27 protein-coding genes and 1 pseudogene are annotated in these 26,388 nt (G+C 73.0%); 15 read left to right on the top strand and 13 right to left on the bottom strand.

Annotated features, from left to right (window positions below):
• The first annotated feature begins 229 nt into the window (after positions 1-229).
• The 5 genes from KBY47_RS15595 (at position 230) to KBY47_RS15575 (ending at position 4,228) form a co-directional block, all read left to right on the top strand.
• Positions 230-1,966, top strand: coding sequence for a rhodanese-like domain-containing protein (locus KBY47_RS15595; protein ID WP_210921695.1), 1,737 nt, complete (start codon positions 230-232; stop codon positions 1,964-1,966).
• On the top strand, positions 1,963-2,544 hold the full coding sequence (locus KBY47_RS15590) for a rhodanese-like domain-containing protein (RefSeq protein WP_210921694.1): 582 nt from the start codon (positions 1,963-1,965) through the stop codon (positions 2,542-2,544). Before KBY47_RS15595 ends, KBY47_RS15590 begins: the two co-directional genes overlap by 4 nt.
• A gap of 5 nt (positions 2,545-2,549) precedes the next feature.
• Positions 2,550-3,410, top strand: a complete 861-nt coding sequence (locus KBY47_RS15585; protein ID WP_247694744.1) for a sulfite exporter TauE/SafE family protein — start codon at positions 2,550-2,552, stop codon at positions 3,408-3,410.
• A 142-nt stretch (positions 3,411-3,552) separates the two neighbouring features.
• The gene (gene trxA / locus KBY47_RS15580; protein ID WP_210921692.1) at positions 3,553-3,921 is read left to right on the top strand and encodes a thioredoxin; all 369 of its coding nucleotides are present in this window, start codon (positions 3,553-3,555) and stop codon (positions 3,919-3,921) included.
• Between the two features lie 40 nt (positions 3,922-3,961).
• Positions 3,962-4,228, top strand: a complete 267-nt coding sequence (locus KBY47_RS15575) for a metal-sensitive transcriptional regulator (RefSeq protein ID WP_210921691.1) — start codon at positions 3,962-3,964, stop codon at positions 4,226-4,228.
• A 12-nt stretch (positions 4,229-4,240) separates the two neighbouring features.
• Here the strand turns inward: KBY47_RS15575 and KBY47_RS15570 are convergent, their stop codons facing one another.
• Positions 4,241-6,163 (bottom strand): SMI1/KNR4 family protein, encoded by a 1,923-nt coding sequence (locus tag KBY47_RS15570; RefSeq protein WP_210921690.1) that lies wholly within the window; start codon positions 6,161-6,163, stop codon positions 4,241-4,243.
• Positions 6,164-6,207: 44 nt separating this feature from the next.
• Between KBY47_RS15570 and KBY47_RS15565 the strand changes: the two are divergent.
• The 5 genes and pseudogenes from KBY47_RS15565 to KBY47_RS37220 form a co-directional block, all read left to right on the top strand.
• A pseudogene (locus KBY47_RS15565) lies at positions 6,208-6,734 on the top strand (transcriptional regulator); the annotation flags it as partial.
• Between the two features lie 44 nt (positions 6,735-6,778).
• On the top strand, positions 6,779-7,228 hold the full coding sequence (locus KBY47_RS15560; protein WP_210921689.1) for a hypothetical protein: 450 nt from the start codon (positions 6,779-6,781) through the stop codon (positions 7,226-7,228).
• Between the two features lie 408 nt (positions 7,229-7,636).
• The gene (locus KBY47_RS15555) at positions 7,637-9,400 is read left to right on the top strand and encodes a glycoside hydrolase domain-containing protein (RefSeq protein ID WP_247694743.1); all 1,764 of its coding nucleotides are present in this window, start codon (positions 7,637-7,639) and stop codon (positions 9,398-9,400) included.
• Between the two features lie 10 nt (positions 9,401-9,410).
• Entirely contained in the window at positions 9,411-10,349 is a 939-nt protein-coding gene (locus tag KBY47_RS15550; RefSeq protein WP_210921688.1) for a penicillin-insensitive murein endopeptidase, read from the top strand.
• Positions 10,350-11,109: 760 nt separating this feature from the next.
• Positions 11,110-11,403: a helix-turn-helix transcriptional regulator gene (locus KBY47_RS37220; RefSeq protein WP_308405175.1), complete on the top strand. Its 294-nt coding sequence runs from the start codon at positions 11,110-11,112 to the stop codon at positions 11,401-11,403.
• A 16-nt stretch (positions 11,404-11,419) separates the two neighbouring features.
• Here KBY47_RS37220 and KBY47_RS15540 read toward each other — a convergent pair whose 3' ends face one another.
• Positions 11,420-11,749 (bottom strand): ANTAR domain-containing protein, encoded by a 330-nt coding sequence (locus KBY47_RS15540; RefSeq protein WP_210921687.1) that lies wholly within the window; start codon positions 11,747-11,749, stop codon positions 11,420-11,422.
• Positions 11,750-12,089: 340 nt separating this feature from the next.
• Here KBY47_RS15540 and KBY47_RS15535 point away from each other — a divergent pair, with 340 nt between their 5' ends.
• A complete protein-coding gene (locus KBY47_RS15535; RefSeq protein ID WP_210921686.1) occupies positions 12,090-12,644 on the top strand; it encodes an AAA family ATPase in 555 nt (184 codons plus the stop codon).
• A gap of 132 nt (positions 12,645-12,776) precedes the next feature.
• Positions 12,777-13,877, top strand: a complete 1,101-nt coding sequence (locus tag KBY47_RS15530; RefSeq protein WP_210921685.1) for a hypothetical protein — start codon at positions 12,777-12,779, stop codon at positions 13,875-13,877.
• Positions 13,878-13,896: 19 nt separating this feature from the next.
• Here KBY47_RS15530 and KBY47_RS15525 read toward each other — a convergent pair whose 3' ends face one another.
• Complete coding sequence (locus KBY47_RS15525; protein WP_210921684.1) at positions 13,897-14,769, bottom strand: aldo/keto reductase family oxidoreductase; 873 nt, start codon at positions 14,767-14,769, stop codon at positions 13,897-13,899.
• Between the two features lie 144 nt (positions 14,770-14,913).
• Here KBY47_RS15525 and KBY47_RS15520 point away from each other — a divergent pair, with 144 nt between their 5' ends.
• Positions 14,914-15,360: a helix-turn-helix domain-containing protein gene (locus KBY47_RS15520; RefSeq protein WP_210921683.1), complete on the top strand. Its 447-nt coding sequence runs from the start codon at positions 14,914-14,916 to the stop codon at positions 15,358-15,360.
• A gap of 33 nt (positions 15,361-15,393) precedes the next feature.
• Here KBY47_RS15520 and KBY47_RS15515 read toward each other — a convergent pair whose 3' ends face one another.
• From KBY47_RS15515 to KBY47_RS15470, 10 genes are all read right to left on the bottom strand, one after another.
• On the bottom strand, positions 15,394-16,779 hold the full coding sequence (locus tag KBY47_RS15515) for an FAD-binding oxidoreductase (protein WP_210921682.1): 1,386 nt from the start codon (positions 16,777-16,779) through the stop codon (positions 15,394-15,396).
• A 135-nt stretch (positions 16,780-16,914) separates the two neighbouring features.
• A complete protein-coding gene (locus KBY47_RS37055; RefSeq protein WP_210921681.1) occupies positions 16,915-18,588 on the bottom strand; it encodes a helix-turn-helix transcriptional regulator in 1,674 nt (557 codons plus the stop codon).
• Positions 18,589-18,831: 243 nt separating this feature from the next.
• Entirely contained in the window at positions 18,832-19,068 is a 237-nt protein-coding gene (locus KBY47_RS15505) for a DUF6253 family protein (RefSeq protein WP_210921680.1), read from the bottom strand.
• Positions 19,065-19,874 carry a maleate cis-trans isomerase gene (locus KBY47_RS15500; RefSeq protein ID WP_210921679.1) on the bottom strand — a complete coding sequence of 270 codons (810 nt, stop codon included), beginning with the start codon at positions 19,872-19,874 and terminating at the stop codon, positions 19,065-19,067. Before KBY47_RS15500 ends, KBY47_RS15505 begins: the two co-directional genes overlap by 4 nt.
• A gap of 45 nt (positions 19,875-19,919) precedes the next feature.
• Entirely contained in the window at positions 19,920-20,606 is a 687-nt protein-coding gene (locus KBY47_RS15495) for a transglutaminase family protein (protein ID WP_210921678.1), read from the bottom strand.
• An 18-nt stretch (positions 20,607-20,624) separates the two neighbouring features.
• On the bottom strand, positions 20,625-21,788 hold the full coding sequence (locus KBY47_RS15490; protein ID WP_210921677.1) for an acyl-CoA dehydrogenase family protein: 1,164 nt from the start codon (positions 21,786-21,788) through the stop codon (positions 20,625-20,627).
• Between the two features lie 91 nt (positions 21,789-21,879).
• Complete coding sequence (locus KBY47_RS15485) at positions 21,880-22,254, bottom strand: ectoine synthase (RefSeq protein ID WP_210921676.1); 375 nt, start codon at positions 22,252-22,254, stop codon at positions 21,880-21,882.
• Positions 22,255-22,367: 113 nt separating this feature from the next.
• The gene (locus KBY47_RS15480) at positions 22,368-22,625 is read right to left on the bottom strand and encodes an acyl carrier protein (RefSeq protein WP_210921675.1); all 258 of its coding nucleotides are present in this window, start codon (positions 22,623-22,625) and stop codon (positions 22,368-22,370) included.
• Positions 22,622-24,100: an AMP-binding protein gene (locus KBY47_RS15475; protein ID WP_308405169.1), complete on the bottom strand. Its 1,479-nt coding sequence runs from the start codon at positions 24,098-24,100 to the stop codon at positions 22,622-22,624. Before KBY47_RS15475 ends, KBY47_RS15480 begins: the two co-directional genes overlap by 4 nt.
• A 351-nt stretch (positions 24,101-24,451) precedes the next feature.
• On the bottom strand, positions 24,452-24,898 hold the full coding sequence (locus KBY47_RS15470) for a MarR family winged helix-turn-helix transcriptional regulator (RefSeq protein ID WP_210921673.1): 447 nt from the start codon (positions 24,896-24,898) through the stop codon (positions 24,452-24,454).
• A 332-nt stretch (positions 24,899-25,230) separates the two neighbouring features.
• On the opposite strand from KBY47_RS15470, the gene KBY47_RS15465 reads away from it, so the two are divergent.
• Both KBY47_RS15465 and KBY47_RS15460 read left to right on the top strand, forming a co-directional pair.
• Entirely contained in the window at positions 25,231-25,722 is a 492-nt protein-coding gene (locus tag KBY47_RS15465) for a nucleoside deaminase (protein WP_247694742.1), read from the top strand.
• Complete coding sequence (locus tag KBY47_RS15460; RefSeq protein ID WP_308405168.1) at positions 25,719-26,375, top strand: DsbA family protein; 657 nt, start codon at positions 25,719-25,721, stop codon at positions 26,373-26,375. Before KBY47_RS15465 ends, KBY47_RS15460 begins: the two co-directional genes overlap by 4 nt.
• Positions 26,376-26,388: the final 13 nt, after the last annotated feature.

Here is a 26,388-nt window from a genome sequence, read left to right as displayed (position 1 = left end):
TGCGTGCTGGCCCGCGCCCGCCGGGCCCCGCACCGCCACCTCCCCCCCGCCGAAGCGCGAACGCGCCCGCCCCGCACGGCGCGGGCCGTCCCGGCGGCAGCGCCCCGCAGGTGTGACCCGCGTCTCATCCGAATACCCCCCGGGGCATAAACCCGATCCTGCTACCGTTGGGCTCCGATATACCCCCCCGGGTATTCGTGAAGGTAAGCGAATTCAGGAGTCCCCCCGCATGGTTCCCGAGATCGACCAGCAGCGGTTCGCCGAGGCACACGCCGCAGGCGCCCCCGTCATCGACGTCCGGGGCAGCGGCGAGTACCGCACCGGCCACGTCCCCGGCGCCCGCTGCGCCCCGCTGCCCAACCTCCCCCTGGCCCTCGCCGAACTGCCCAAGGACCGCCCGCTCTACGTGATCTGCCAGAGCGGCGGCCGCAGCGCCCAGGCCACCTCGCTGCTGCGCGGCCTGGGCTACGACGCCCACAGCGTCAGCGGCGGCACCGCCGCCTGGATCGAGGCGGGCCGCCCCGCCGTCACCGGCGACACCCCCACCGCCCCCGGAGGACACGCGGTGATCACCGTCCTGCCCGTGGAGACCCCCGGCCTGGGGGACCGCACCTACCTCGCCCACGACGGCTCGGTCGCCCTGGTGGTCGACCCCCAGCGCGACCACGACCGCGTCACCGCCCTGGCCGAGGCCGCCGGAGTGCGCATCACCCACGTGTTCGAGACGCACATCCACAACGACTACGTCACCGGCGGCCTCGCCCTCGCCCGCGAGACGGGCGCCCAGTACCTGGTCAACGCCGACGACGAGGTCTCCTACGAGCGCACCCCCATCCGCGACGGCCAGGTCGTCGAGGTCGGCGACACCCTGCGGGTGCGGGTGATCCACACCCCCGGCCACACCCACACCCACCTGTCCTACGCCCTCGAGGCCGACGGAGAACAGATCGCCGTGTTCACCGGCGGCTCCCTGCTGTACGGCACCACCGGACGCCCCGACCTGCTGGGCCCGGACCACACCGACACCCTGGTACGGGCCCAGTGGCACTCGGCGCACCGGCTGGCCCGGGAACTGCCCGACGACACCGCCGTCTACCCCACCCACGGCTTCGGCTCGTTCTGCTCCGCCACCCAGGCCACCGGCCTGTCCAGCACCATCGGCGAGGAGAAGCGGACCAACACCGCGCTCACCGCCGGCGAGGAGGCCTACGTCGAGCAGCTCCTCGCGGGCCTGGACGCCTTCCCGGCCTACTACGCCCACATGGGCCCCGCCAACGCGGCCGGGCCCGGCAAGGCGGACCTGTCCGCGCCGTCCGTGGCGGACCCGGCTGAGCTGCGGCGGCGGATCGAGGCCGGTGAGTGGGTGGTCGACCTGCGCGAGCGCACCGCCTTCGCCGCCGGGCACCTGGCGGGCAGCCTCAACTTCGGCCTGGACGGCCAGTTCGTCACCTACCTGGGCTGGCTGATCCCGTGGGGCACGCCGCTCACCCTGCTCGGCGAGAGCGCCGCGGACGTGGCCGAGGCCCAGCGCGAACTGGTCCGCATCGGCATCGACCGCCCGGCCGCCATGGCCACCGGCACACCCGGGGACTGGGCCGGAGGCGAGCCGCTGGCCTCCTACCCACGCGCCACGTTCGCCGACCTGAAGGCCGCCCCCGGCGGCGACGGCCTCGTCGTCCTCGACGTGCGCCGCGACCAGGAGCGCGCCGAGGCGCACCTACCCGGCTCACTGCACATCCCCCTCCACCAGCTGCCGGGCCGCCTCGACGAGATTCCCGCGGGCCGCGTCTGGGTGCACTGCGCCGGCGGCTACCGCGCCGGGATCGCCGCCGCACTGCTGAGCGCCCGCGGCCGTGACGTCGTCGCCGTCGACGACAGCTTCGACAACGCCCACGAGGCGGGCCTGTGCGCCCTCCCCTCCCTGCCCGCACCCCCCGCCACCCCCCGACAGGAGACCCACGCGTGAGCACCCCCACCACCCCCCGCGGCCTGAGCATCGACGAACTGCGCGCCCGCCTCGACTCGGACAGCCCGCCGCGGCTGCTCGACGTCCGTTCCCCCGCCGAGTTCGAGGGCGCGCACATCCCCGGCTCCTACAACGTCCCGCTGGACACCCTGCGCGAGCACCGCGAGGAACTGACCCGGCACCTGGACACCGACGTGGTGCTGGTGTGCCGCTCCGGCCAGCGCGCCGGACAGGCCGAACGCGCCCTCGCCGAGGCCGGTCTGCCGGGCCTGGCGGTCCTGGCGGGCGGCATGTCCGCCTGGGAGAAGTCCGGCGCCCCCACCAACTACGGCCAGGAACGCTGGGACATGGAGCGCCAGGTCCGCCTGGTCGCCGGAACCCTGGTCCTGGTGGGCGCCCTCGGCAGCTTCGTCCTTCCCGGCCTGCAGGCGCTGTCCGCGTTCGTCGGCGGCGGACTGGCCTTCGCGGCCCTGAGCAACACCTGTGCCATGGGCGTGCTGCTGTCGCGCATGCCGTGGAACCGCACCCGGTCCTTCGACCCGCGCAAGGCCGTCGCCCAGCTCGCCGACGGCAGGTGAGGACCATGACGCTGACGCTCGTCCTGGTCCTCGCGCTGCTGGTCGGCGTCTCCCTCGGCCTGCTCGGCGGAGGCGGGTCGATCCTGACCGTGCCGCTGCTGGTCTACGTCGCGGGCATGGACGCCAAGGAGGCCATCGCCACCTCCCTGTTCGTCGTCGGTGTCACCTCCGCCGTCGGCATGGTCAACCATGCCCGTGGCGGCCGGGTCCGCTGGCGCACCGGCGTCCTGTTCGGGGCCGCGGGCATGGCCGGCGCCTACACCGGCGGACTGATCGGCGGCCACATCCCCGACGCCGTCCTGCTGGTCGCCTTCGCCGTGATGATGATCGTCACCGCAGCGGCCATGCTCCGGGGCCGCCGGGGCACCGGCCCGGGCCGGGCCCACACCCAGCTCCCGGTGGGGCGCGTCCTGCTGGACGGCGCGGCCGTGGGCCTGGCCACCGGTCTGGTCGGCGCGGGCGGCGGCTTCCTCGTCGTCCCGGCGCTCGCCCTGCTGGGCGGCCTGCCCATGCCGGTGGCCGTGGGCACCTCCCTGCTGGTCATCGCGATGAAGTCCGCCGCCGGTTTCGCGGGCTACCTCTCCGCCGTCCACATCAACTGGTCCCTGACCCTGGCCGTCACCGGCTCCGCGGTCCTCGGCAGCCTCGCCGGGGCCCGGCTGGCCGGACGCGTCCCCGCGCACGTCCTGTCCCGCCTCTTCGCCTGGTTCGTCCTGGCCATGGGCACCTTCGTCCTCCTCCAGCAGGCCCCCGCCCACCTCGCCGTCCCGGTCCTCGCGGCCCTGGCCTCCCTGGGCGCCGGAGCGGGCATCTGCTACGGCTTCGTCACCCGCTGCCCCCTGCGCCGCGCCGTGCGCGGGACCTGAGGGCGCCGCACTGCCCGGCAAGAGCCGCACCGGCCCGAAGGGCGGCGTGAGAGCCCGGCGGAATGCGCCGCCCCCTCCCCGCGTTGACTACCCCAGGGGGTATTTGTCGTCATCGTTTCCCCGGACCGGAAGGAACCGCCGCATGAGCACCGTCACCCTCACCGCCGCCAATTTCGAGGAGACCGTCACCGGCAACGACATCGTCCTCGTCGACTTCTGGGCCGCCTGGTGCGGACCGTGCCGGATGTTCGCCCCCGTCTACGACAAGGCCTCCCAGGCCCACCCCGACATCGTCTTCGGCAAGGTCGACACCGAGGCCGAACAGGCCCTGGCCACCGCCGCCGACATCACCTCCATCCCCACCCTGATGGCCTTCCGCGAGGGCATCCTGGTCTTCTCCCAGCCCGGCGCCCTGCCGCCGCAGGCCCTGGACCAGGTGATCACCGCCGTCCGTGAACTCGACATGGACGAGGTCCGCGCCTCCCTCACCGCCCAGAGCCCCAGCCAGTGACCGCGGCCGGTCCCCGACCGGCCCGCCGAGAGGAACCCCCATGGTCCAGCTCCCCGCCGACCAGGTGCGGTCGGCCGCCAACCGGCTCAAGCGCGCCCAGGGCCAGCTCGCCGGCGTCGTGCGCATGCTGGAGGAAGGACGCGACTGCGAGGACGTCGTCACCCAGCTCGCCGCCGTCAACCGCGCACTGGACCGCGCCGGCTTCGCCATCGTCGCCAGCGGCCTCAAGCAGTGCCTCACCCAGGAAGGCGGCGCCGACAGCCTCGACACCCAGAAGATGGAGAAACTCTTCCTCTCCCTGTCCTGAACCGCCCCGGCGTCACGACAGGCTCCGCCCGGACCCGAGGCAGGCGTAGGCGAATCCCTCACCCGCGCCCGGCGCCCGCGTCCACGACCGGGTGGTGAAGGTGTGCAGCCTGCCCACGGTCAGCGCGAACCGCGGCAGCGAGAGCCCGAGTTCGCCCTGCAGCGCCTCCAGCACCCGCCGCTCGCACTCCAGCTCACCGTCCTCGGGGCGGAACAGCCGTACGGGGTCCAGCACCTCCGGTATGACGCCGGAGCGCTCGATCTCACCCCCGCGCACGGTGAACGCGTACAGCTCCTGGCCCCGTTCGGCCACCGACAGGTGGAACGCGGCCCGGTGCTCCTCCGTCGACGAGCGGCTCGGCTCGCGCCACACCACCACCGCACGCCCGGCCGCGGAGGCGGCAGCGGCGGGGGAGCGGAACAGCGTGCCCAGACGGCGGTGACCGTGGCCGTCGAAGGCGAAGGCCCACCCCTCGGCGGTGCGGCCGACGGCGACCACGGCCCGGTCCTCCCACAGCTCCACGCCCTCCCGCTCGTGCGGCCGGGGCGCCTGCCAGGACGCCCTGCGCGGCTCCGTGGGCGCGCTCAGTGCGGCGCCCTCCTCACCGATCAGGGCGGGCAGACGGGCCGGGTCGATCCCCTCCACCCAGATGCCGCGGTAGCCGTCCCCGGGCCGCCGGTCTGCCGCGGGCTCCGTCAGCCAGACCAGGCCCGGCGGGTCGAGAGCGGGCCCCGGCACACGAGCGGGCCCCCGCTGCCCGGCCCGCGCGACGGCGAGGAGGGCCCGGCCGCGCTCCGGGGTGACCAGCGGGCCCAGGACCGGATCGGCGAGCAGCCCGACCGGGGCGATCAGCAAGGGCCCGGGCGCCTCCCACCGCGGCAGCGCCTCGAGCAGCACCCGCCACGCGGCGTCACTGGACCCCCAGCGTGCCGACTCCCGGGCCTCGGCGACGGCCCGCCCCCACCGGCCGTCAGGCGCGTACCGGTGGGTGCCCTCCCGCAGCGCGCTCAGGACGGCCTCGGCGGCGTCCCGGTCGGCCCCGCGTGCGGCCATCATCCCGAGCCAGTGGCCGTCCCCGCCCAGCCGCCACTCGCCCCGTGCCGGTGCCATCGCCTGCACGGGCAGGACCTCCGGCAGGTAGCGCGGGTCGGCCACCAGGTCGCCGTAGTCCTGCGGGCCGTGCGGGGACAGCAGCTGGCGCAGCTGGTTCAGCAGGACGGCGCTGCGGGGCCGTCCGAAGGACCGCGCCTCCTCCAGCAGCGCCAGCGCCTCCTCGTACCGTCCGCGCAGGGCCAGCAGACGGGCCCGGTCCACCCGGGCGTCCTGGGCGCGCGTGGTCGCGTTCACGAAGTCGTCCCGCTCCGCCCGGTCGCAGTGGAAACCGCGGTACATCGCCTCCATGTAGGCGCGGAACGACGGGTAGCGGTCCGGCAGTTCACCGCCCCAGCCCTTGTACACGTACAGCGCCCACTCGCCGTCCGCGCCGACGTCGCCCGGGTCGAGCAGGGCGTGGGACATGTCGGAGTCCGTCTCCAGCCGCAGCGCCCGCCGCCACATCCCGGCCAGCAGGACGTCCTCCGCGCGCGGGTCGTCGCCCAGGTTCTCCTCGTACAACGGCGTCATGCCGAACGGGTCCCGGAACCAGTCGATGTCGGCGGCACCGCCGAGCCGGTAGACCCCGGCCGTCTGGTCCACGTGCCAGCCGTCGCTCACGGCGAGGAACTCCCGGTACGAGGGCGGCAACCGCCGCCCCAGCCGCTCCTCGGCCGCCACGATCACCGCCTCGCCCGCCCCGGGCCTGCCCGGCCCGGCGCCCACCTCCCCGCCCGCCCCGCTCTCCCAACTGCCCCCGTCTTCCTCGTCGTCCGCGCGGGGAACCCACTCCCGCTGCCACCGTCCCAGGAACTCCTGCCAGGTGAAAGACTCGCCGCTCATGGCCGGATGGTGTCATCCGGCACTGACATCGAGGACCGGCTCGGTTCCACCTGGCCGGCCACCGGCCCCCGACGGCCGACGCGGTGGCCCGCCTGGCCCGCGCCGGCCTGATCCGCATGCTCGACCTGCTCGGCGCCCCCCCGGCCCTGGTGCTGTCCGACCTGGGCGAGGCCCTCGCCCAGAACCGGGCCGCCCTCCTGCGCATGGGCGACCACACCGGCCTGACCGGTGACCGCCGCTGTGTCGCGTACCGCTGGTTCACCGACCCCGCCGCCCGGGCCGTCAGCCCGCCCGAGGAGCGCGAGCGCCACGCCCGCCAGCTCGTGGCGGACCTGTGCGCGGCGGCCGGGCACCGCAGCGGCGACACCGCCTGGTGATGGACTGCGAGACCCTCCTGGCCCCGACCGGCCAGGGCCGACAGCTGCTGGTGCTCACCCCGGCGGACGCCGAGACCCGCGAGCGCCTGGAACTGCTGCGGGCCATCGGCATCCAGGAGTTCCCCACGGGGGGGCGACGGGCCGGGCGACGGGCCTGGCGCCGCGCTGAGACCGTGAGCACCCCCGGCGGATAGCCTGCTGCGACCCGCGGAGGCGATCGGGTGGGGAGCGTGGGGACGTGGAACAGAGCGAGGACCGGATCCTGGCCGACGAGCTTGCCGCTCTCGGCGCGGTGAGCGGGGGCAGCGGCCGCCTGGTGGGGATGGTGGCCCGGCTGATGACCAAGAACGTCCACGAGATCGACCTGCTGGCCCCGTTGCCGTTCGACGACACGGTCGCGCGCGTCTCCCGGGTGCTGGGGCGGGCAGGCCGGGCGACCGGGACCGTGCCCGTCGCCGCCCTCGAGGACGAGGAGGTGATCCGCGTCGTCGCGGGCGGTGGTGCGGCCGGGATGAACCCGGTGGTGGTGACCGCGCGGGTGCTGAAGGTCGACGAGGACAGCACGGAGATCTGGCTGCGCGCGGCGGCCAAGGAGGGCCTGATCAGGCAGCGGGCCGGGGAGAAGACCGCCGTCCGCCTCGCCGCGGCGCTGAGCCGGGCGACCGGAGCGCGGGAAGCGGGCGGATGAGCGGCTCGGGCGTATCAGCGGCTCGGGAGGGTGAGCGGCTCGGGAGGGTGAGCGGCTCGGGCGGATCAGCGGCTCGGACGGGGGGAAGGGCCCGGGCGGGGGAGTGGCCCGGGCGGGGAAGTGGGGTGCTCGTCCAGCCCGAACGCCCAACACCCCCTCGCAGCACCGGCGTTGTGCCGGAGGTCTGGTCCTGTGGCACCTGGTGACGGTGTGGACAGCGTCACGGCCGGGACGCCACACTCGGCTCGGACCCCCGGGCCGGGGGAGCGCGGGACAGCCGGGACCCAGGGGCGGAGACGTGATGCTGCGGCATACGGCCCGACCACCCCTCTCGGTTGTCGTGAACATGGCATACACGGAACCGGGCCCGGCGACCCAGCCCGCCCCCCACCGAGTAGGAGCGCCCCGATGGCCCTGATGCCGACCCCCACCCGCCGGCGTGCCCGCGCCACCACGGCCCTGCTGGCGCTGCTCGCGGCAACCGGCGCGCTGGCCGCCCCCGGGCCCGCCCGGGCGGACTCCGCCCCCGAGGACCCCGAGGCCCGGCAGACCGTCACCTACCACGGCTACCGCATCGAGGCACCCGCCCACTGGCGGGTCGTCGACCTGGCCGACACCCCCCGCGCCTGCCCACGCCTGGACACCCCCACCATCTACCTCGGCGAGCCCGCCGACGACAACGACTGCCCCGCCAAAGTCATCGGCCGCACCGCGGGCCTCGTCATCGAACCGATCACCACCCGCTCCGCCGCCCGCACCACCCCCGCGACCGCCCGCACCCCACGGGGCAGGGCCACCGCCCCCGCCGCCCCCTCCAGCAACGGCACCATCCAGGTCGCGGTCGAGGACGCCGGCGTCCTCGTCACCGCCGCCCACACCCCCCACACCGAAAGCCTCGTACGCACCGTCCTGACCTCCGCCGAACTCACCCCCGCCGCCCGCCGCACCGAACTGCCCCGCACCGCCCAGCCCCCCACCACCCTGGCCGCCGCCGCACCCCAGCCGGGCACCTACCTCGGCAAGGGCTTCGACGCCTGCACCGCCCCCTCCACGGCCGCCATGAACGCCTGGCAGACCAGCTCCCCCTACAGCGCCGTCGGCGTCTACATCAGCGGCTCCTTCCGCGGCTGCGCCCAGCCCAACCTGACCGCCAGCTGGGTGACCACCCAGACCAACAACGGCTGGCACCTGATCCCCATCGACGTCGGCCGCCAGGCCCCCTGCACCAGCTACTCCCTGAAGATGTCCACCGACCCGGCCACCGCCAAGTCCCAGGGCGCCAGCGCGGCCGCCGCCGCCGTCACCGCCGCCGCCAACCTGGGCATCCCCGCGGGCAGCGCCCTCTACAGCGACATCGAGGCCTACAACTCCACCACCGCCTGCAAGACCGCCGTCCTGTCCTACCTCTCCGGCTGGAGCGAACGCCTGCACGCCGACGGCTACCTCTCCGGCTTCTACTCCAGCGCCGCCTCCGGCATCCGCGACGCCGCCAGCGAGTACGACAACAGCGCCTACACCCGCGTCGACCACATCTTCTACGCCTGGTGGAACGGCGCCGCCGACACCAACACCGGCTCCTACGTCCCCGCCACCCACTGGTTCGGCCACCAGCGCATCCACCAGTACGCCGGAGAGGTCACCGAGTCCTACGGCGGCTACTCCATCAACATCGACCGCGACTACCTCGACGTCGCCACCGGCAGCACCCCGCCCCCGCCCACCTGCACCACCGCCAACCTCGACTTCACCGCGTACACCACCCTCCAGAGCGGCGCGACCGGCTCCCGCGTCACCGCCGCCCAGTGCCTGCTCAAGGCCGCCGGGTACGACCCCGGCACCCCGGACGGCGTCTTCGGCCCCGCCACCACCACCGCCACCCGCGCCTTCCAGACCGGCAAGGGCCTGACCGCGGACGGCGTGATCGGCCCCCGCACCTGGACCGCGCTGCTGGCCCGCGGCACCACCCCCACCCTCCAGAACGGCTCCACCGGCGAAGCCGTCACCCGCCTCCAGCGCGCCCTGACCGCCGCCCTCGGCCGGACCGTCGCCATCGACGGCGTCTTCGGCTCCGGCACCACCCAGGCCGTCCGCGACTACCAGTCCACCCGCGCCCTGACCGCCGACGGCATCGTCGGCCCCGCCACCTGGAGCGCCCTCCAGTCAGGAAGGTAACCCGACCGCCATGAGACAACTCGCCCGCCTCATCACCCTGTTCACCGCCCTGACCGGCCTGCTCCTTGCCGCGGGCCTGCCCGCGCACGCCTTCCCGCAGGCCGCCTTCCCCCTCACCAGCAGCGGCAACCGGGGCACCGACGTCGTCGCCCTGCAACACCTGCTGGCCGCGCACGGCCGGACGGTGACCGTGGACGGCGTCTTCGGCACCGGCACCCGCAGCGCCACCGTCAGCTTCCAGCAGTCCAAGGGCCTGACCGCGGACGGCATCGTCGGCCCCGCCACCTGGAGCGCGCTCGCCGTCACCGTCCGCCAGGGCGACAACGGCCCCGCCGTGAAGGCCCTCCAAGCCCTCCTCAACGCCAAACGCTCAGCCGGCCTCACGGTGGACGGCGCCTTCGGCCCCGCCACCCACACCGCGGTGCGCACCTTCCAGTCCCACGCCGGGATCGGCGTCGACGGCGTCGCCGGACCGACCACCTGGAAGAACCTGCTCTGGCACTACGAGAACATCAACTTCGGCGCGGGCACCATGTGCGCGCAGAGCCCCGACGGCAACGCGAACGCCCACTGGGCGACAGCGGGCGCCGTCGGCCAGCTCGAAGCCGCCGCCACCGCCTTCGCCACCACCGGCAACGGCCGCCTCCCCGTCGGCGACGCCGGCTTCGAACACGGCGGCGACATCCCCGGCCACGCCAGCCACGAGACCGGCATGGACATCGACGTATGGCCCATCCGCACCGACTCCGCCCAGTGCACCGCCGCCCGCATCACCTGGCAGTCCACCGCCTACGACCGCGCCGCCACCCGCCGCCTCGTCCAGGAGATCCGCGCCAAGGCCCCCGGCCACATCGACCTGATCTTCTTCAACGACCCCCAGCTGATCGCCGAAGGCCTCACCACCAGCTACCCCAACCACGACAACCACCTGCACATCCGCTACCGGTAGTCCCGGCCGCACGCATGTCTCCCCGCACCCAGGGCAGACGAGGAACGGCACCCCACAAGGGGTGCCGTCGTCCGTTCTGCCAGAGGTGATGCGGTAATGGGCACGCTGCTGTTCGACAGCGACGACCTCAACGTCACGGAGGACTTCCTCAGCCGCGCCTACGCGCGGATGCGGATCGGCAGCAGCACCCCCGAGGCCAGCAGGGCCCGCATCCGCCGCGACGACATGGCGTCCGTCAGCGTCGACGAGATCGACCTCGACTTCGACATGAGCTACGCGGTGACACCGCTGGGGAAGATCTGCCTGTGCATGGTCCACGAGGGAACCATCCAGGACCACGTCTTCCACGGCGTCCGGGACGCCTTCGGCCCCGGCGACATGGTGATGTTCGCCCCGCCCGAACTCTCCTACGCCGGCCGCGTCCACGCGGCCCGCTACAACATCACCATGCTGGACCCCGGCCTGCTGGACCAGGTGGCCGCCACCGACGCCGGACCGCAGGCCGAACCGGTACGGCTGACCGGGCACCGCCCGCACTCCCCGGCCGCCGCCCGCCACCTGAAGCACACCATCATCCACCTGCGCGACCACGTGCTCAGCGACCCGGCCGTCTACCAGCAGCCCCTGGTCGCCTCGGCCAGCAGCCAGCTCCTGGCCGCCAGCGTGCTGGCCGCCTTCCCGCACACCGCCGCCACCGACCCCCGCGCCCAGGACCGCACCGACGCCCGCCCCGCCACCGTGCGCCGCGCCAGTCGCCCACATCGACGACCACGCCGACCAGCCCCTGACCGTCGCCGAGATCGCCGCCGCGGCCCATGTCACCGTCCGCGCCCTGCAGTACGCCTTCCGCCGCCACCTGGGGACCACCCCGCTGGCCTACCTGCGCCGCACCCGCCTCGCCCACGCCCACCGCGACCTCCAGGCCGCCGACCCGCTCGGCGGCGCCACCGTCGCCGACATCGCCGCCCGCTGGGGCTTCGCCCACCCCGGCCGCTTCGCCGCGCTCTACCGCGACGCCTACGGCACCAGCCCCTCCCACACCCTGCACAGCTGAGGCCCCCACCGGCCGCCTATCTCCCCTCCACGCCCTCTCCTTCCCGGCCGGGAGAGGGCGTGCGGCGCTCCAGCGCGGCATCCAGGCACCGGCGTATCCCGGGCGGCAGCCACTGGCAGTGCGGCCACTGCACGAGATGCTCAGCCACTTCGCGCAGCTTGGTGTTCGTGTGCTGGGAGATCTCCCTGAGAACGTCCCAGCCGGTGTCGGGACGCACACCGCCGTAGGCGACCACGACACCGATCGCCTGGTCGATGACAGCGGGCGAAACGACGGCGCGCCGCAGCTGCGCGATCTCCTCCTCGAGGGCGGCGACCTCGCCGATCCGGTTGCTCTGCTCTGGCATACACGTGGTCTTCGCAGTTGAGAGGCCGTATCCCATCACCTCACAATGCCCCCGCCCGCAACCCGCAGTGGCTCCGGAAACGAAGACCTCCTCCCCGCCCCCGTCCAGAAAACGAAACCGCCCTCCCCCCACCCGGCACCACGGTGTCCGGTCTCCTCGGTGTCTTCACCGGGGCCTCGCCGGCCCGCCGGGCAGCCGGCCACCAGCGGCGTACCACCAGCACATCCGACCCGCACCGGGAAACCCACGGCCCCGGCACGCCACGAACTGCGACCGGACGGCCCCGGCCCCAACGAAACCGGCTCGCGCCGGACGCCCGCCCGCTGGCACGCTGCACGGTATGGAGCACCCGCAGGTACTGCTCATCGCAGGACGCGCCGGCGTCGGCAAGACGACGGTGGGCTGGGAGGTCTCCGCGATCCTGCGCTCCGAGGCGGTCGCGCACGCGGTCATCGACGGTGACTTCATGGGGCACGTCCACCCGGCCCCCGAGAACGACCCCGACCGCGTGCAGATCACCGAGTGCAACCTGACCGCCGTGTGGGCGAACTTCGCCCGGCGCGGCTACCGGCGCCTGGTCTACACGAACACCCTGAGCGTGCTGCCCGAGGCGACGGGCATGTTCGAGCGGGCGATGGGGCCCGGGGTGAGGATCGTACGGGTCCTGCTCACCGCCTCCGACGCCACCGCCCGCGAGCGTCTGACGGGACGAGAACGCGGCTCGGAACTGGAGCGGGAACTCGCGGGAAGTATCCGCAAGGCGCGGCTCCTGGACGAGCGTGCCCCCGCGCAGGCCGTACGCGTGGCGACGGACGGACGGCTCGTCGTCGACATCGCACGGCAGGTCGTCGCCCTCACCGGCTGGGCCGGGCCCCACCGTGCCCACCGGCCCTGACCGGCACCCCCCCGCGCCCCGGGGCGTGCGCCCTTTCGCGCAGCCCCCGGTGCGGCCACACTGAGGCCGTTCCGCACCGCCCGCTCCCCGCCGTGTGGAGCGGGAACACGACCCGGGGGGAGCGGTGCCGCTGTGGCAGGCGAATTCTCGGACGAGCGGATACGCGGGGAGATCAGCGCGTATCTCGGGCGTCACGGCCGGACCGGAAAACAGGGGCTGCGTCCCGAGGACGTCACCCTCAGCCGCTGGCACCTGCTCGAAGGGGAGGTCATCCGCTGCATCGAGTCCCGGACCGAGGGCATCCGGCACGCCCCCGGAGACGTGGACCTCGCGGACCGGCCCGTCTACGACGACATCAACGGCTATCCCCTCGCCGCCCCCAAAGTGCCGGTCACCAAGTCGGTCGAGCTGGTCAGGCGTGGGACCGTGCACCGCGCAGCGTGCGGCTGCGACAACGGCAGACGGCAGTGCGCCCGCTGCGAGGGCAAGGGACACCGGGCCTGCGAACCCGCCGAGGTCTGCTCCGCGTGCGAGGGCGTCCGTGCCTGCACGCAGTACCTCAGACACGGGGGCAAGCCGCCCGGCCCGCCACCGCGGCCCCCGAAACCCGGCCCGGCCACACCGCAGGCGCCCCGCGTCACCTGCGAGGGGTGCGGGACGGCCGAGAGTGCCTGCCCCCGCTGCCGGGGCTGGGGCAGGACCAGGTGCTCCTCCTGCAAGGCGACGGGGCGCGCCCCCTGCAAGGACTGCGGGGAACGCGGCACCACGGCGTGCGGCACCTGCGCGGGCCAGGGGTCGCTGACGACGTGGACCGGCGGCCTGATCACCTGGAGACTCGACTCCGATCCGCTTCCCGCGCCGCAGCAGCGCCCCCGGGCGGTGCGCTCCGAACTGGACACCGGCGACTGGCAGGTGACCCTCCTGGCCGGCGGGGAGCCGCTGCCGGACGACCTGTCCCCGCAGATGCGGGCGGCCGTGGAACCCGTGCTGCGCCGCCCGGCGAAACTGCGGGCACACGAGAGGGAGCGGGCGTACTGGGTCGACCTGCGGCGGATCACCGTCGCCAGGGGCGAACTCACCGGCCCCCACCGCCGGGAGTTCTACGTCTTCCCCGGCCCTGGCGGACGCCTCCGGGTCGTCGGACGGCTGACGCGGGCGGCGAAGGGGAGGGCCGCGGCCGTCGCCGTGGCGGTGCTGGCCCTCGTGGTGCTCGCGCTGCTCCTGGTCCGCTGACGTCCCGGCGCCCGTCGTTTCAGCGGCCGATGCCGTCCAGCTCGGCCAAGTCCTCGGTCGACAGGTCGAGTTGGGCCCCGGCGATGTTCTCGCGCAGGTGCGCCGTCGACGACGTGCCGGGGATGAGCAGGATGTTGGGGGAGCGTTGCAGCAGCCAGGCCAGCGCGACGGACATCGGGGTCGTCTCCCGCCGGGCGGCGACCGCCGACAGCACCGAGGACTGCAGCGGGGTGAAGCCGCCGAGCGGGAAGAAGGGCACGTACGCGATGCCGTCGGCGGCGAGCCGGTCGATGAGCTTGTCGTCGTGGCGGTGGGCGAGGTTGTACATGTTCTGCACGCACACGACCGGGGCGATGCCGCGTGCCTCGGTGACCTGCTCCTCGGTGGCGTTGCTGAGGCCGAGGTGGCGGATCAGGCCCTGCCGCCGGAGTTCGGCGAGCGTCCCGAACGCCTCGGCGAGTGAGCCGGGCCGGGGGCCTTCGGCGTCGCCGAGGCGGAGGTTGACCAGGTCGAGTACGTCGAGCCGCAGCGAGGTGAGGTTGTCCTGGACCTGGCGGCGCAGCTCCTCGGGCCGCCGGGCCACGGGCCAGCCGCCCTGCTCGTCGCGGGTGGCGCCCACCTTGGTCACGATGTGCAGCGAGGCGGGGTAGGGGTGCAGTGCCTCGCGGATCAACTCGTTGGTGACGCGCGGCCCGTAGGCGTCGCTGGTGTCGATGTGGGTGATCCCGAGGTGCACCGCTTCGCGCAGCACGGCCAGCGCGCCGTCGCGGTCGGCGGGCGGCCCCATGACCCAGGGACCGGCCAGTTGCATGGCGCCGTAGCCGAACCGGGTGACGGTCAGGTCGCCCAGGGTCCAGGTGCCGCCGGGAAGAGTGGGGGAGGGGGTGCTCATGCGGTGCCTTTCGTCGTGAACTCGAGGGAGGGGGGGAGGAGTGGCGCCCGGTGGCCTCCCTGCACCAGCATGGGAGAGAAGCTCCCCAGCGGGAAGCAGGCACCTTCGAGTGCGTTACCCGCCTACCGGTGAGAGGTGTGACCCTTGACGACGAGGACAGCGGCCCAGAAGAGGGCGCGGGCCAAGGCGGAGTACAACGCGTTCCTGGCCGAGTGCCCCAGCAGACAGCTGCTCGACCGGATCTCGGACAAGTGGGTCGTCCTGGTCCTGTGCGCGCTGGGCGGCGACCACGGCCCCGGCCGGCCCGGCGCGGCATCCACAAACACGCCCGCGGCGATGCGTTACTCGGAGATCTCCCGGCTCCTGGCCGGGGTCAGCCAGAAGATGCTCACCCAGACGCTGCGGTCGCTGGAACGCGACGGCCTGCTCACCCGTACCGTGACGCCGACCGTGCCCGTCACCGTCTCCTACGAGCTGACCGGCCTCGGTCTCTCCCTGCACCACATGACACGCGGACTCAGGAGCTGGGCCCAGACCCACATGGACGAGGTCCTCGCCCACCGCGAGGACCATGACGCCCGCACCCCCTGACCCCGCGCCGCCGGGGAGCCCGCGCGCGCTTCCTCAGGGGGCGATGTTGTGGTTGAGGCGGAACAGGTTGCCGGGGTCGTAGCGCTGCTTCAGGGCTCGCAGACGGGTGTAGTTGTCCCGGTAGTTGGCCCGTACGCGGTCCTGGTCGTCGCCGTCCATGAAGTTGACGTAGCCGCCTTCCATGGAGTGCGGTGCGAGCGCCCGGTGGAAGGCGCGGACCCAGTCCTTGGCCGTCTCACAGTCCGCCCGGGTGGTCAGGGTCGGGCTGAGCGCGATCGAGAAGTCGGCGTCCCGGTAGGAGAACGCCGTGTCCCGGGCGCCGACCCGGTGGCAGGCGCCGTCGACGGGGAAGACGACCGTCACGCTCTGGATGGAGGGGGTCGTGGTGCCGTACTCGACGAACGCGTCGATGGCGCCGTCGGGGAGGCCCTGGGTGAAGGAGCCCTTCCAGTAGTGGAAGAGACCGGCGGGCACGAGGTCGTCGAAGAGGGTGTTGATCACCGGGTACGGCATGCGCTCCAGGTGCCGCCCGATCACCGGCCCGAGGGCGGCCAGCCGGTCCCGGATCCGGTCGTCCTCGTCCTCCTGGCCCGTCCAGCAGGCGACCACACCGCACAGCGGCCGTCCGTGCCAGCGCTCGGGCAGGAACGGCACCGGCGGTCCCAGCCCGACGACGAACACCGCGCCGAGCCGCTCGTCGGCCTCGGTGACCAGCTCCCGGTACCGGCGGATCACGTCGCCGTCCAGCGGGTAGAACGTGGGCCCGCCCAGGATGGTGGCCACCGGGTGCAGCCGGTACTCGAAGGAGGTGACGACGCCGAAGTTCCCGCCCCCGCCGCGCACCGCCCACAACAGGTCGCTGTGGTGTTCCTGGGTGCAGGTCAGGAAGGAGCCGTCGGCGGTCACGAGGTCCACGGAGGCCAGGTTGTCGCAGGCCAGACCGCAGCGCCGGGCCAGATGTCCCATGCCGCCGCCCGTCGTCAGCCCGCCCACACCGGTCGTGGACACGATGCCGCCGGTGGTGGCCAGCCCGAAGGCGTGCGCGGCGTGGTTGACGTCCGCCCAGGTGCAGCCGCCCTCCACCCGTGCCCTGCGGGCCCCGGGATCGACGCGGATGCCGCGCATCGTCACGAGGTCCAGGACGACGCCTCCCTCGCAGGTCCCGTAGCCGGGCACGCTGTGGCTGCCGCCGCGCACCGCGAGCGGCAGGCCCTGGTCGCGGGCGAAGCCCACCGTGGCGACGACGTCGCCGACATCGGCGGCCCTGACGACGAGCGCGGGCCGTTTGTCGTGCATGGCGTTGTAGACCCGGCGCGCCTGGTCGTAGTCCGCGTCCCCGGGCTCGACGATGTCGCCCCGTACGGCACCGCGCAGCCGCTGAAGCAGTTGGTGGTCGAGGGTCGGTGTGTAGGTGGTCATGGCCGCCACCGCCTTTTCTTTCCCGCACCGCGGCAGGGGGTACGACTCCAGGTCTACGCCGCCGGCCGGGGTGCGCTCATCGCCCGAAGTGCCCATGTGCGGTGGGCCGGGCATGGGCAAAACGGCCCATGCGCCTCAGGTCAGGGCGTGTGTGCAGGCGTAGGCCGTGGCGGCGGCCCGGGAGGACACCCCGAGCTTGGCGAAGATGTTGTTGAGGTGCCGGGCCACGGTGTGCTCGCTGATCACCAGTTCCGCGGCGATCGCCTTGTTGGTGCGGCCCGCCGCGACCAGCCGCAGCACCTGGATCTCCCGCGTGGTGAGCCCGCCCGGCCGCGCCTGGCGCGCATCGGCGAGCAGGGCCGCCGCCCGGCGCGTGTCCGGTACGGCGCCCAGTTGCCCGAAGGTCTGCCGGGCGGCCCGCAGCTCCATCCGCGCCCCCTCCTCGTCGCCCGCGGCACGGTCGGCGGCCGCCAGCGTCATGCGCACCTGGGCCGCCTCGTAGGGCACCGCCAGCTCCAGCCAGAGCGCCAGCGCCCGGTGCAGCAGGTCCAGCGCGCGCGGGAGGTCACCTTCCGCCAGCGCCACCGCGCCGCCCGCTGCCGCCGCACCGGCGTGCAGCACGGTGGTGTGCGAGCCGCGCAGCCGCTGCCACTGCCGGGCCAGGGACTCCAGTTCCGCGGCCGCCGCGCGGGCCTCGTCGAGCCGGCCCAGTGCCAGGCAGACCTCCACCTGGGCCGCGCACAGCCGGCACCGCCCGAGCCGGTCCGTGGCACCGGCCAGGGCCCGCCGCAGCGCCGCGGCACCGGCCTCCGGCCTGCCCTGGGCCAGCCGCAGCAGGGCCAGTCCGGGCTGCGGATCGAGGCCGAGGCGGTGGCTCTGGCCGTAGGACTCCTCGGCGGCGGCCAGGTCGCCGCGCCGCCGCTGGATCTCGCCGGTCAGGTAGACCGCCTCGGCGGCCGCCCGCCGCTCGTAGGGCAGCAGTTCCTCGCAGGTCCGCACGGCCTCGGACACGGCCCGGGGCCAGTCGCCGCGCAGTTCCAGGACCTGCACGCGGTGCACCCGGCACAGTCCCCGGAAGTTGTTCTCCGCCGGCATGGCGGCGCACCAGTGCATGGCCGCGTCCGTCCACTGCGCGGCCCGTTCGAGGTCGGCGCAGGCCATGCACTGTTGCAGGCCCAGACAGTAGATCCAGCCGGTGAAGAAGGAGCTGAGTTCGCCCGCGGTGGCCGAGCACATCGCGTCGTCCAGCAGGGCGAGGCCGTCGGCGACCCGGCCCCGGGCCACCAGTACGGCGGCCTCGGCCTGGACGCTCATGGTGTGCAGGTCCGGGCTGCCGCAGCGCCGGGCGACGGCGGCCATGCGGCGGGCCGCGGCCATCGCCTCGTCGTAGGCGCCGCGCCGCTGGGCCTCCTCCGCGTCGACCCAGGCGAGATAGCACTGCTCGACGCACTCCGGTTCACCGCGCAGGTGTCCTCGGGCCCGGTGCAGCCAGCCGGCCGCCACGGCCGTGCGTCCGGCGAGCTGGTGCTCGTAGAACAGCAGCCAGGCCATGAGGCCCGCCCGCCGCGCGGCACCCGCCGCCACGTACCCCGCATACGCCCGCGTCCGCTGGACGACCGACTCCTCGACGCGGCTCGTCCACCATGCGGCATCGGCGAAGGCGGCGTGGTCGTCGGGGGTGAGGAGGCCGGCGTCCAGGCCGCGCAGCAGGCGGTAGGCATCGGCCCACGCCTCCCGGGCCGCAGCGGCCCGCGCCTGGCGGAGCGTGTGGTCGCCTGCCGTCGTCCGGCCGGCCGTCCGCCCAGTCACCACGCGGCTCCCTTCTCGCTCGCCGCGAGCAGGACCGTCCCTTTCCCAGGATAGTCATGCGGCCCCGTCCAAGGCGGCTCTGCCGGTGCGTGCCAGGGCTGTCGGGGTACTGGGAGGTGGCTGCCGTCCGGCTGCGACGGGCGCGCCGTCTTGGCTGACGCGCCCGTGGACACGGCACAGCCGGTCAGCCGTCGGCTGGTGCCGCGTGACAGGGTCCGTTCCTTCGGACGGGGCCTTGCTGTCTCAGCACAGCGCGTCGGCGTAGCGGGCGGATTCCTCACGGGCGGGGGCGGTCTCGTTGGCGCGGGCGTAGCGGCGGAAGCCCGGCAGGTGTTCGGCCCGGCGCAGTGCCCCGCGGTGCAGGACCAGACCGTGGACGGTCCGTCCGTCGTCTCGCCAGCAGACCAGCGGGAGGCTGCGGGTGCCTTCCTCCAGGGTGCCGAAGAGGGCGAGATAGCCCTCGGCGGGCAGCATCGTCATGAGGCGGCGCTCCCGGGTTCGGTGTCGAAGAGCTGTCCGTAACCGGTGATCTTCCGGGCGGTCCGGCTGGCGCCGGCCAGGTGCAGGGCGTGCCAGAAGAGCACCTGGTTGGCGGTCAGGACGGCGAGATGCAGGTCCTGCTCCAGGGCGTCGATGACACCGACCGCGCGGATGCCGTTCCCGGCGACCAGGACGGCGTCGGGCCGGTGTCCGGCGACGGTGGTGCGGATCCACGCCGACAGGGCCTGGGGGGTGATGAGCTTCTGGTCGCTGGGCAGGCCGCACGGGCCGTGGTGGACGACCGTGAAGCCCTGCTCGGTGAAGTAGTCGGCGCCCAGCCGGGAGAGCTGGTCGTCGAACCACGGCGGGTTGACGACGGCCACCTTGCGGGCGCCCAGGGCGGTGAGGCCCGTGACGGCGGCGACGGTGGTGGAGGTGAGCGGGATGCCGCGGGCACGGCGCGCCAGCCGGTCGAGGAGTGACTTCTCGCCGCTTGCTCTGAGAACGTAGGCGGAGCTGGTGAAGCCGAGTGCGATCGCGTCGAGGGGGGAGGCGGCCAGCAGTTCCACCGCGTCGTCGATGTGGGGCGGCTGGACGAAGGCACGGACCGGGTCGTGCGGGATCTTCGGGTCCATCTCGCCGCCGGCCCGCATGGCACCGAAGTGGACGCGTGAGCCGTGCACGGACACCTCTTCGGGAGCGATCGCCTGGAACTCCGCCTCCGGGCCGACGTCCGCGTGCGGTACGACGACGCCGATACGGGCCTGCGCCTCCCAGCCGTCCTTGCGGGCTCGGATGGTGTTCATCGCGGTGTCTCCTCGTGGGGGTCTCCGTGGTGTGCGGGGGCCGGGTCAGGCGGCTGCCTCGGCGGCCAGGGAGCCGCCCGGGACGGTGCCGGTACCGGAGGCGTCCAGGAAGCCGGGGTGCTTGCGGCGCATGCTGTCCATCACGAACTGGTAGGGCACGTCGTCGAAGCCGCCGTGGTCGGCGAGGAACTCCATGCTCTGGCGGCCTTGGTCGTCGAAGGGGTGGTGCACGCTGTCAGCGGTGCCGTCGAACTCCAGTGGCCTCATGCCGTACAGCCGGCACAGGATCTTGTTGAAGACCGGGGTGGCCTTGACCCAACGGCCGTCGAGGTGGACAGAGGCGAAACCGTGGAAGAAGACGTCTCCGCCGATGTGGGCGCGCAGCCGGTCGGAGGCGAGGTGGTTGCGCACGTCGCCGTAGTGGACGCGGGCGGGGATGCCCACTGCGCGGCAGGCCGCGGCGTACAGGGCCGACTTGTGCAGGCAGAAGCCCTTGCGGGTGGTGGCGGTGGTGCTGGCCCGCAGTCCGCGCGGTGACAGGTCGGCTCCGTACACCTCGTAGAAGACGTCGTCGCGGACGGCGTAGTACAGGTCGACGGCCAGCCGGCGCTTGCTGGTGCCGCGGTCGTCTACCACCTCGTCGATGAAGGACTGGACGGCTTCGCTGTCGTGGTCGAGGAAGCTCGTGGGTGCGGTGAGCCGGTGAACGTCGTCAGGTGTCGGTGTCTTCATGACGGTCTTCTCCTTCCGTCAGTTCTTGGCCTGGAGGCCAAGAAGGGAGGCGATGCGGTTGCGCTGGATCTCACTGGTGCCGGAGTAGATGGTTCCGCCGATCGCGTTGCGGACGTCCCGCTCGATGCCGGTGGAGACGAGATAGCCCTGGCCGCCGAAGATCTGGACGGCGTCAAGGGCGGTGCGCTTGTTCGCCTCGCTGACCACGGTCTTGGTCGCGGCGACGTCGAGGGCCGCGTCCTGGCCCGCCTCCACTTTGGCGCCGGTGTCGGCAAGCCACTTGCGGGCGGTCTCCACCGAGATCTTCATGTCCGCGATGCGGTGCGCGACGCTCTGGAAGGCGCCGATCGGTTCGCCGAACTGGCGCCGGCTCTTCGCGTACTCCAGTACTCGCTCCAGGCGGTGCTCCATCTCGCCGAGAGTGAGGGAGAAGGAGAGAAGGACCTCACGCTTCATCACGTGGTCGAGGATCAGAAAGCCGGCGCCCTCCTGGCCGATGCGCCGGGTGGCGGGTACGCGCAGACCGTCGAAGGTCACCTGGCTCAGCGGAGAGGTACGCAGTCCCATCGTGGTGAGCGGGTCCCCGACCCGCAGACCGGGGGTGTCGCGCTCCACGAGGAAGACGCTCAGACCGAAGGGGCCGGGCGGGCCGGTGCGCACGTACAGCAGGAAGAGGTCGGCGATGGGAGCGTTGGTGATGAACATCTTGCCGCCGTCGATGACGTAGTCGCCGCCGTCGCGGGTGGCGGTGCTGGAGATGTTCAGGGCGTCGGAGCCGTGGTCCGGCTCGGTGATGGCGTGGGCGGTGACCAGGTCGCCGGAGACGATCCCGGGCAGGAAGCGGGACTTGAGCTGCTCGGAGCCGAAGGCCTGCAAGGGGACGCCGACGCTGACGATCTGCGTGGAGGCGCAGAAGCCCAGGCCCGAGTCCCGGCAGGTGTACCCGAGGCCCTCAAGGGCGCGCATCGTGTCGGTCAGGGTGCCGCCGCGGCCGCCGTACCGCGTCTCGAAGGGGACGGTGAGCAGTCCGCAGCGCTGGAGGGTCTTCCACTTGTCCCAGGGGAACGCCGCGCGGGTGTCCCATTCCTCGATGTCCTGGTTGAGTTCCTCGGCGAAGGGGGCGGTGAGGGTGTAGGGGTCCGGCCGGGTGCTGGTCCGCGGTGCGGGCGGTGTGGGTGTCATGAGGGTGCGGCCTTTCCGGTACGTGGCTGGTCGGGGCCCGGGGGCCCGGCGCCGCCGCGAGCGGCACAGGGCCCCCGGGGCAGGAGGGGAGTCAGTACTGGGAGAAGCCGTCGGCGGACAGGGTGTGCTTCTCGTCACCGCGCAGGGCTGGGCTGAACACCGACACGAGTCTGAGATCTTCGTAGTCGGAGGCTATGAGGTAGTGGGCGTCGTTCTCGTCGAGCGCGTACAGGGTTCCCTCGGTGATCTTGTAGCGCTCGCCGGAGAGGGTGGCGATCTCGCCGGAGCCTCCCGTGCAGTAGCAGGCCTCGAGGTGGCGGCGGTACTGCAGGGCGCTGGTGGTGCCCTTGCGGACCAGGGTCTCGCACACAGTGAAGCCCATGCCGTCTGCCTCGGTGAGCAGGCGGTGGCTGGTGCCGTTGCCCCACTCGACAGGGGCGATCTCGCTGGTGCTGCGGACGATCATGGCGGTCTCCTCGTGTGTTACCGGCCCTGCCGGAAGGTCCTCGCTGCGGCTCAGGCCGACCGGAGGCCTCTTCCGGTCTGCTGCGGGACTGGTGCTGGGTCTGTGTGCCTGGGTCAGGCGGCGGTCTTGGCGGAGCTCTGGACGAACGCGGTGATGGCTCCGATGCTGCGGAAGTTGTCCGGAGCCAGCGGGATGTCGTCGACCGGGATCGCGTAGGTCCGGGAGAGATGAGAGACGATCCGGACCACGCCCAGGCTGTCGACGACTCCGTTGCCGATCAGGTCGAAGTCGGCGGTCAGGTCCGTGGTGTCCTCGCCGTCCAGGAACTCGCTGACGATGTAGTCGCGTATCTCGTCTGCCAGGGCGGTCATGCCGCTGTCTCCTTCTGTCGTGATGCCCTGATGAAACTTCGGTCGGGTTTCCCGGTGGGGGTGCGCGGCAGCGGGGTGTCGCTCACGTGCACGGAGGAGGGGATGGCGTGGCGGGGCAGGTGCGCGGCGCTGTGCGAGCGCAGGCGCAGGGAGGTGAGCGAGCTGCCGGGCCGGCGGGTCACCTGGGCGTGCAGCCGGTGTCCGGCCTCGGCGTCGGGTATCGCCACCACTGCGGCCTCGGCGACGTCGGGGTGGGCCGCCAGGACGCTCTCGACCTCCTGCACATTGGTCCGCACCCCGCGGACCTTGACCTGGAAGTCGGTGCGCCCCCGCAGCCGGTACAGGCCGTCGGCGTCCCGGGTGACGAGGTCGCCGGTGCGGTAGAAGACCTGCCCGCCGCCGTCGGGGGCGGGCACGAAGGCTCCTTCGTTGCGGGCGCGTTCCAGGTAGCCGGAGGTCTGGAAGGGTGTACTGACGAGGAGTTCCCCCGTGCCGGGACCGTCCAGCACCCGGCCCTCGCCGTCGACCAGCAGAGCCCGGACCCCGGGCAGCGGCCGGCCGATGGGGACCGGCCCGTCGGCCCGGCCGGGGTCGGCCTCGTAGAGGAAGCTGTCGTTGGTCTCGGTGCAGCCGAAGACGTTGTGGAACGTGGCGCGGGGGAAGACCGCGCCGAGCCGCCGCAGCAGCGCCGGCGGCAGTGTCTCCCCGGTGAAGAGCACGGTGCGGACGGCGGGGCTGGCGGCGCTGTCCTCGGTGAGCAGCCGGTACAGCATCGGCACGCCCTGGACGAAGGTCACCTGGTGACGGGTGATCAGGTCTCTCAGATGGCGGGCGTCGGTGCTCAGTCCGTGTTCGACGAGCACGCTCCGGGCGCCCAGCCGCAGCGCGGTCCACACGTCGAGCAGGGAGAGGTCGAAGTTCAGGGGGGCGTGGCTGAGCAGGGTGTCGTGGCGGGTGAGTCCGAAGTGCCCGGTGGCCCAGTCGGCGAACCGGTCGAAGGCGCCGTCCGGGACGGGGACGATCTTGGGGGTGCCCGTGGAGCCGGAGGTGGTGAGCAGCAGGGGAGTGACGGCGGGGTCCGCGGGGTCGAAACCGCGGGCGGCCTGCTCGTCCCGCGGGACGGGGACGGCGTGCAGGTTCCCCTGGCTGTCCGTGGTCAGCACCTGGGAGCACCGGGCCTGGGCGGTGAGTGCCGTGCGGGCGGCGGGGCCCAGTTCGGGTGAGGGTGTCAGTGTCGCGTAACCGGCCTGCCAGGCACTGATGAGCAGGGCGATCGTCGCGGGTGTCTTGTGGGCGGGGACGCACAGCGGATACCGCCGGTCGAGCCTGAGGCTGTCCAGGGAGGCGGATAACTCCTGGATCAGCCGGTCTAACTGACGGTACGTCACCTGCTGGCCGCCGTGGGCCAGGGCTGCCCGGTCCGGCTGGTGCCGGGCGTGTGCGGCTATCGCCTCGCGAAGGCGCGGTGAGGGCACAGCTCCCCCAATCATGCATCTGTCCGTGCGGAAATGACCAGGGCGGGGGCTCAGGGGGCGCCGCATGAACAGGCGCCGCAGAGAGCGCGGAGCCCGGCGTCCGTCGCCGGACAGGCCGGTCCGCTCGCTTCCCTGTGGTTGAGCCGCGAATAACCGTACCGTCAGTCAATGCTTAGTCAAGCATGTACCTGGAGTGGTTCGCGTGACGTCCCTCACGTCAGGGACGGGATGAGGCCGCCTGGTGAACGGGGCTGGCCGACGGGTGAACTGAACGCTTCGTTCCGCCGCGGCGCCGGTGTCGCGCGGGGCCGCGCCCGCGCCTGACCCGGGCGCGCGGGGTGCGGGAGCCGCTCACGGGGCGCTGCGCAGCGCCTGGACGGTGGGGGCCAGTTCCGCGGTGGCACCCGCCGCGTTCAGGGCGGCGCTCAGGACGTCGGCGTAGGTGGCGCGCGCGTCGGTGTAGCGCCTCCTGCCGTCCTCGGTGATCACCGCGTAGACGCCCCGCTTGTCGTCGGGGCACAGGTCGCGGACGGCGAAGCCGGCCGCGAAGAGCCGCCCGACCAGCCGGGTCACCGAACTCTGCCCGAGGCCGACCCGGTCGGCGAGGTCCTGCATGCGCAGTTCGCCCTCGTCGGCGTGGACGAGGCATTCCAGGGCGCGGAACTCGGAGAGCCCGACTCCGTGCCTGCGTTGCAGGGCCTGGGTGAGCTGGCGCTCCACGTACGCGTGCAGGGTGAGGACCTTCGCCCACATGGCCTGGTCGGACGAGGCGGCCGGCGTGGGGGGGATCGAGTTCATGGGCGGCTTCCTCTCGGGCGGACGTTGACAACAAGATACATGCTCATGCAAGCTTAATGCCGTGCCGAGCTCCCTGGCCGGGTCCCCGGGAGCCGGATTTAATATGCAAGTACAAGCAAATGTGAAGACTTCCGAGAGTGGTATGTCCCATGCCGCTGCGGCACCCGCTGCCGCTCGCTTCCCGAGGGGCGATGCCTTGAGGGAACCGGGCGGAGGCGCACAGCGCGCAGCAGGAGGACCCGCCGCCATCGTGTGGCCGGGTCCTTCGAGTCCCGGTTGGGGCCGGTGCCGCTGGCTGTGCGGCCCGCGGCGCAAGGGCGAGAGGGGGAGCGATGATGTCCCACCTTGAGATCCAGGGAAACGAGCTGGCCGACTACGTCCGTGAGGCGGTCCGCGTCAGCCACCAACACGTCACCAACGGCGGCATCCCGTTCTCCGGTGTGGTCGTCAACGGCGGGCAGGTCCTCGCTACCGGCTTCAACCGGGTGCGGGAGGACAACGACCCCACCGCGCACGCCGAGGTGGTGGCGCTGCGCGCCGCCACGGCGGCGCACGGACTGGATGCCACCGCCGGGGCCACGCTGATCGCCTCCGGGGAACCCTGCGCCCTGTGCTACATGGCCGCGCTGTACTTCGGCGTCAGCCACGTCGTCTACGCGGTGGACCGCAGGACAGCCGCACAGTACGGCTTCGACTACTCGGGCTCGTACTCCCTGTTCGCCCGCGACCCGGCGACCTGGCCGCTCAAGGTCACCTCGCTGCAGGTCCCCGGGGGGACCAAACCGTTCGAAGAGTATCTCTCCACCCACGGGAGGCAGATGTGACCGAGGCAGAGACCGGCAAGGTCACCGTCAGGGTCTGGTCGGACTACGTGTGCCCGTTCTGCATGCTCGCCGAGGGACCCCTGCACGAGGCCACCCACGACCTCGATGCCGCGATCGAATGGATGCCCTTCGAGCTGAGGCCTCATCCGACCCCGACGCTGCGGCCGGAGGACGAGTACCTGCCGGCGGTCTGGGCGCGTTCGGTCTACCCCATGGCCCGCCGGCTGGGAGTGGACATCACCCTGCCCACCGTCTCACCGCAGCCCTACACCCGGCTGGCCTTCGAGGGCTACCAGTACGCCGCCGAGCACGGCAGGGCCGCGCAGTACACCCCCCGGGTCCTGCGGGCCTTCTTCCAGGAGAACCAGGACATCGGACGCGTGGACGTCCTGGCCGGCCTGGCGGCGGAACTGGGCCTGGACCCAGCCCGCTTCACCGAGGCGCTCGAGTCCGGAACCTACGCGCGGGCACACCAGGAGGCGCTGCGGACCGCGCAGAAGCACCGCATCTCGGTCGTTCCCACGATCATCGTCGGCGAACGGCACCGCCTCGAAGGCGTCCCCGCCGCGGCGGACATCCGCAGGGCCGTACTCGACGCCCAGGCCGAACTGGCGATCGCCCGAGGCGCGGCCTGCGGCACCGACGGCTGCTGACCCGGCGCGGCTC

Origin of the sequence: Streptomyces sp. B93 (genome assembly GCF_018070565.1) — a bacterium.
Taxonomy (GTDB): domain Bacteria; phylum Actinomycetota; class Actinomycetes; order Streptomycetales; family Streptomycetaceae; genus Streptomyces.
The sequence above is the reverse complement of the archived record's forward strand: the minus strand, read 5'-3'. Positions and strand labels throughout refer to the sequence as shown.

What these genes read in the sequence shown, in the direction of transcription:
- KBY47_RS15595 (WP_210921695.1), top strand. Translation starts at nt 230, where the DNA reads ATGGTTCCCGAGATCGACCAGCAGCGGTTCGCCGAGGCACACGCCGCA.
- KBY47_RS15585 (WP_247694744.1), top strand. Translation starts at nt 2,550, where the DNA reads ATGACGCTGACGCTCGTCCTGGTCCTCGCGCTGCTGGTCGGCGTCTCC.
- trxA (WP_210921692.1), top strand. Translation starts at nt 3,553, where the DNA reads ATGAGCACCGTCACCCTCACCGCCGCCAATTTCGAGGAGACCGTCACC.
- KBY47_RS15575 (WP_210921691.1), top strand. Translation starts at nt 3,962, where the DNA reads ATGGTCCAGCTCCCCGCCGACCAGGTGCGGTCGGCCGCCAACCGGCTC.
- KBY47_RS15570 (WP_210921690.1), bottom strand. Translation starts at nt 6,163, where the DNA reads ATGAGCGGCGAGTCTTTCACCTGGCAGGAGTTCCTGGGACGGTGGCAG.
- KBY47_RS15555 (WP_247694743.1), top strand. Translation starts at nt 7,637, where the DNA reads ATGGCCCTGATGCCGACCCCCACCCGCCGGCGTGCCCGCGCCACCACG.
- KBY47_RS15550 (WP_210921688.1), top strand. Translation starts at nt 9,411, where the DNA reads ATGAGACAACTCGCCCGCCTCATCACCCTGTTCACCGCCCTGACCGGC.
- KBY47_RS15540 (WP_210921687.1), bottom strand. Translation starts at nt 11,749, where the DNA reads ATGCCAGAGCAGAGCAACCGGATCGGCGAGGTCGCCGCCCTCGAGGAG.
- KBY47_RS15535 (WP_210921686.1), top strand. Translation starts at nt 12,090, where the DNA reads ATGGAGCACCCGCAGGTACTGCTCATCGCAGGACGCGCCGGCGTCGGC.
- KBY47_RS15525 (WP_210921684.1), bottom strand. Translation starts at nt 14,769, where the DNA reads ATGAGCACCCCCTCCCCCACTCTTCCCGGCGGCACCTGGACCCTGGGC.
- KBY47_RS15515 (WP_210921682.1), bottom strand. Translation starts at nt 16,779, where the DNA reads ATGACCACCTACACACCGACCCTCGACCACCAACTGCTTCAGCGGCTG.
- KBY47_RS15505 (WP_210921680.1), bottom strand. Translation starts at nt 19,068, where the DNA reads ATGACGATGCTGCCCGCCGAGGGCTATCTCGCCCTCTTCGGCACCCTG.
- KBY47_RS15500 (WP_210921679.1), bottom strand. Translation starts at nt 19,874, where the DNA reads ATGAACACCATCCGAGCCCGCAAGGACGGCTGGGAGGCGCAGGCCCGT.
- KBY47_RS15495 (WP_210921678.1), bottom strand. Translation starts at nt 20,606, where the DNA reads ATGAAGACACCGACACCTGACGACGTTCACCGGCTCACCGCACCCACG.
- KBY47_RS15490 (WP_210921677.1), bottom strand. Translation starts at nt 21,788, where the DNA reads ATGACACCCACACCGCCCGCACCGCGGACCAGCACCCGGCCGGACCCC.
- KBY47_RS15485 (WP_210921676.1), bottom strand. Translation starts at nt 22,254, where the DNA reads ATGATCGTCCGCAGCACCAGCGAGATCGCCCCTGTCGAGTGGGGCAAC.
- KBY47_RS15480 (WP_210921675.1), bottom strand. Translation starts at nt 22,625, where the DNA reads ATGACCGCCCTGGCAGACGAGATACGCGACTACATCGTCAGCGAGTTC.
- KBY47_RS15470 (WP_210921673.1), bottom strand. Translation starts at nt 24,898, where the DNA reads ATGAACTCGATCCCCCCCACGCCGGCCGCCTCGTCCGACCAGGCCATG.
- KBY47_RS15465 (WP_247694742.1), top strand. Translation starts at nt 25,231, where the DNA reads ATGATGTCCCACCTTGAGATCCAGGGAAACGAGCTGGCCGACTACGTC.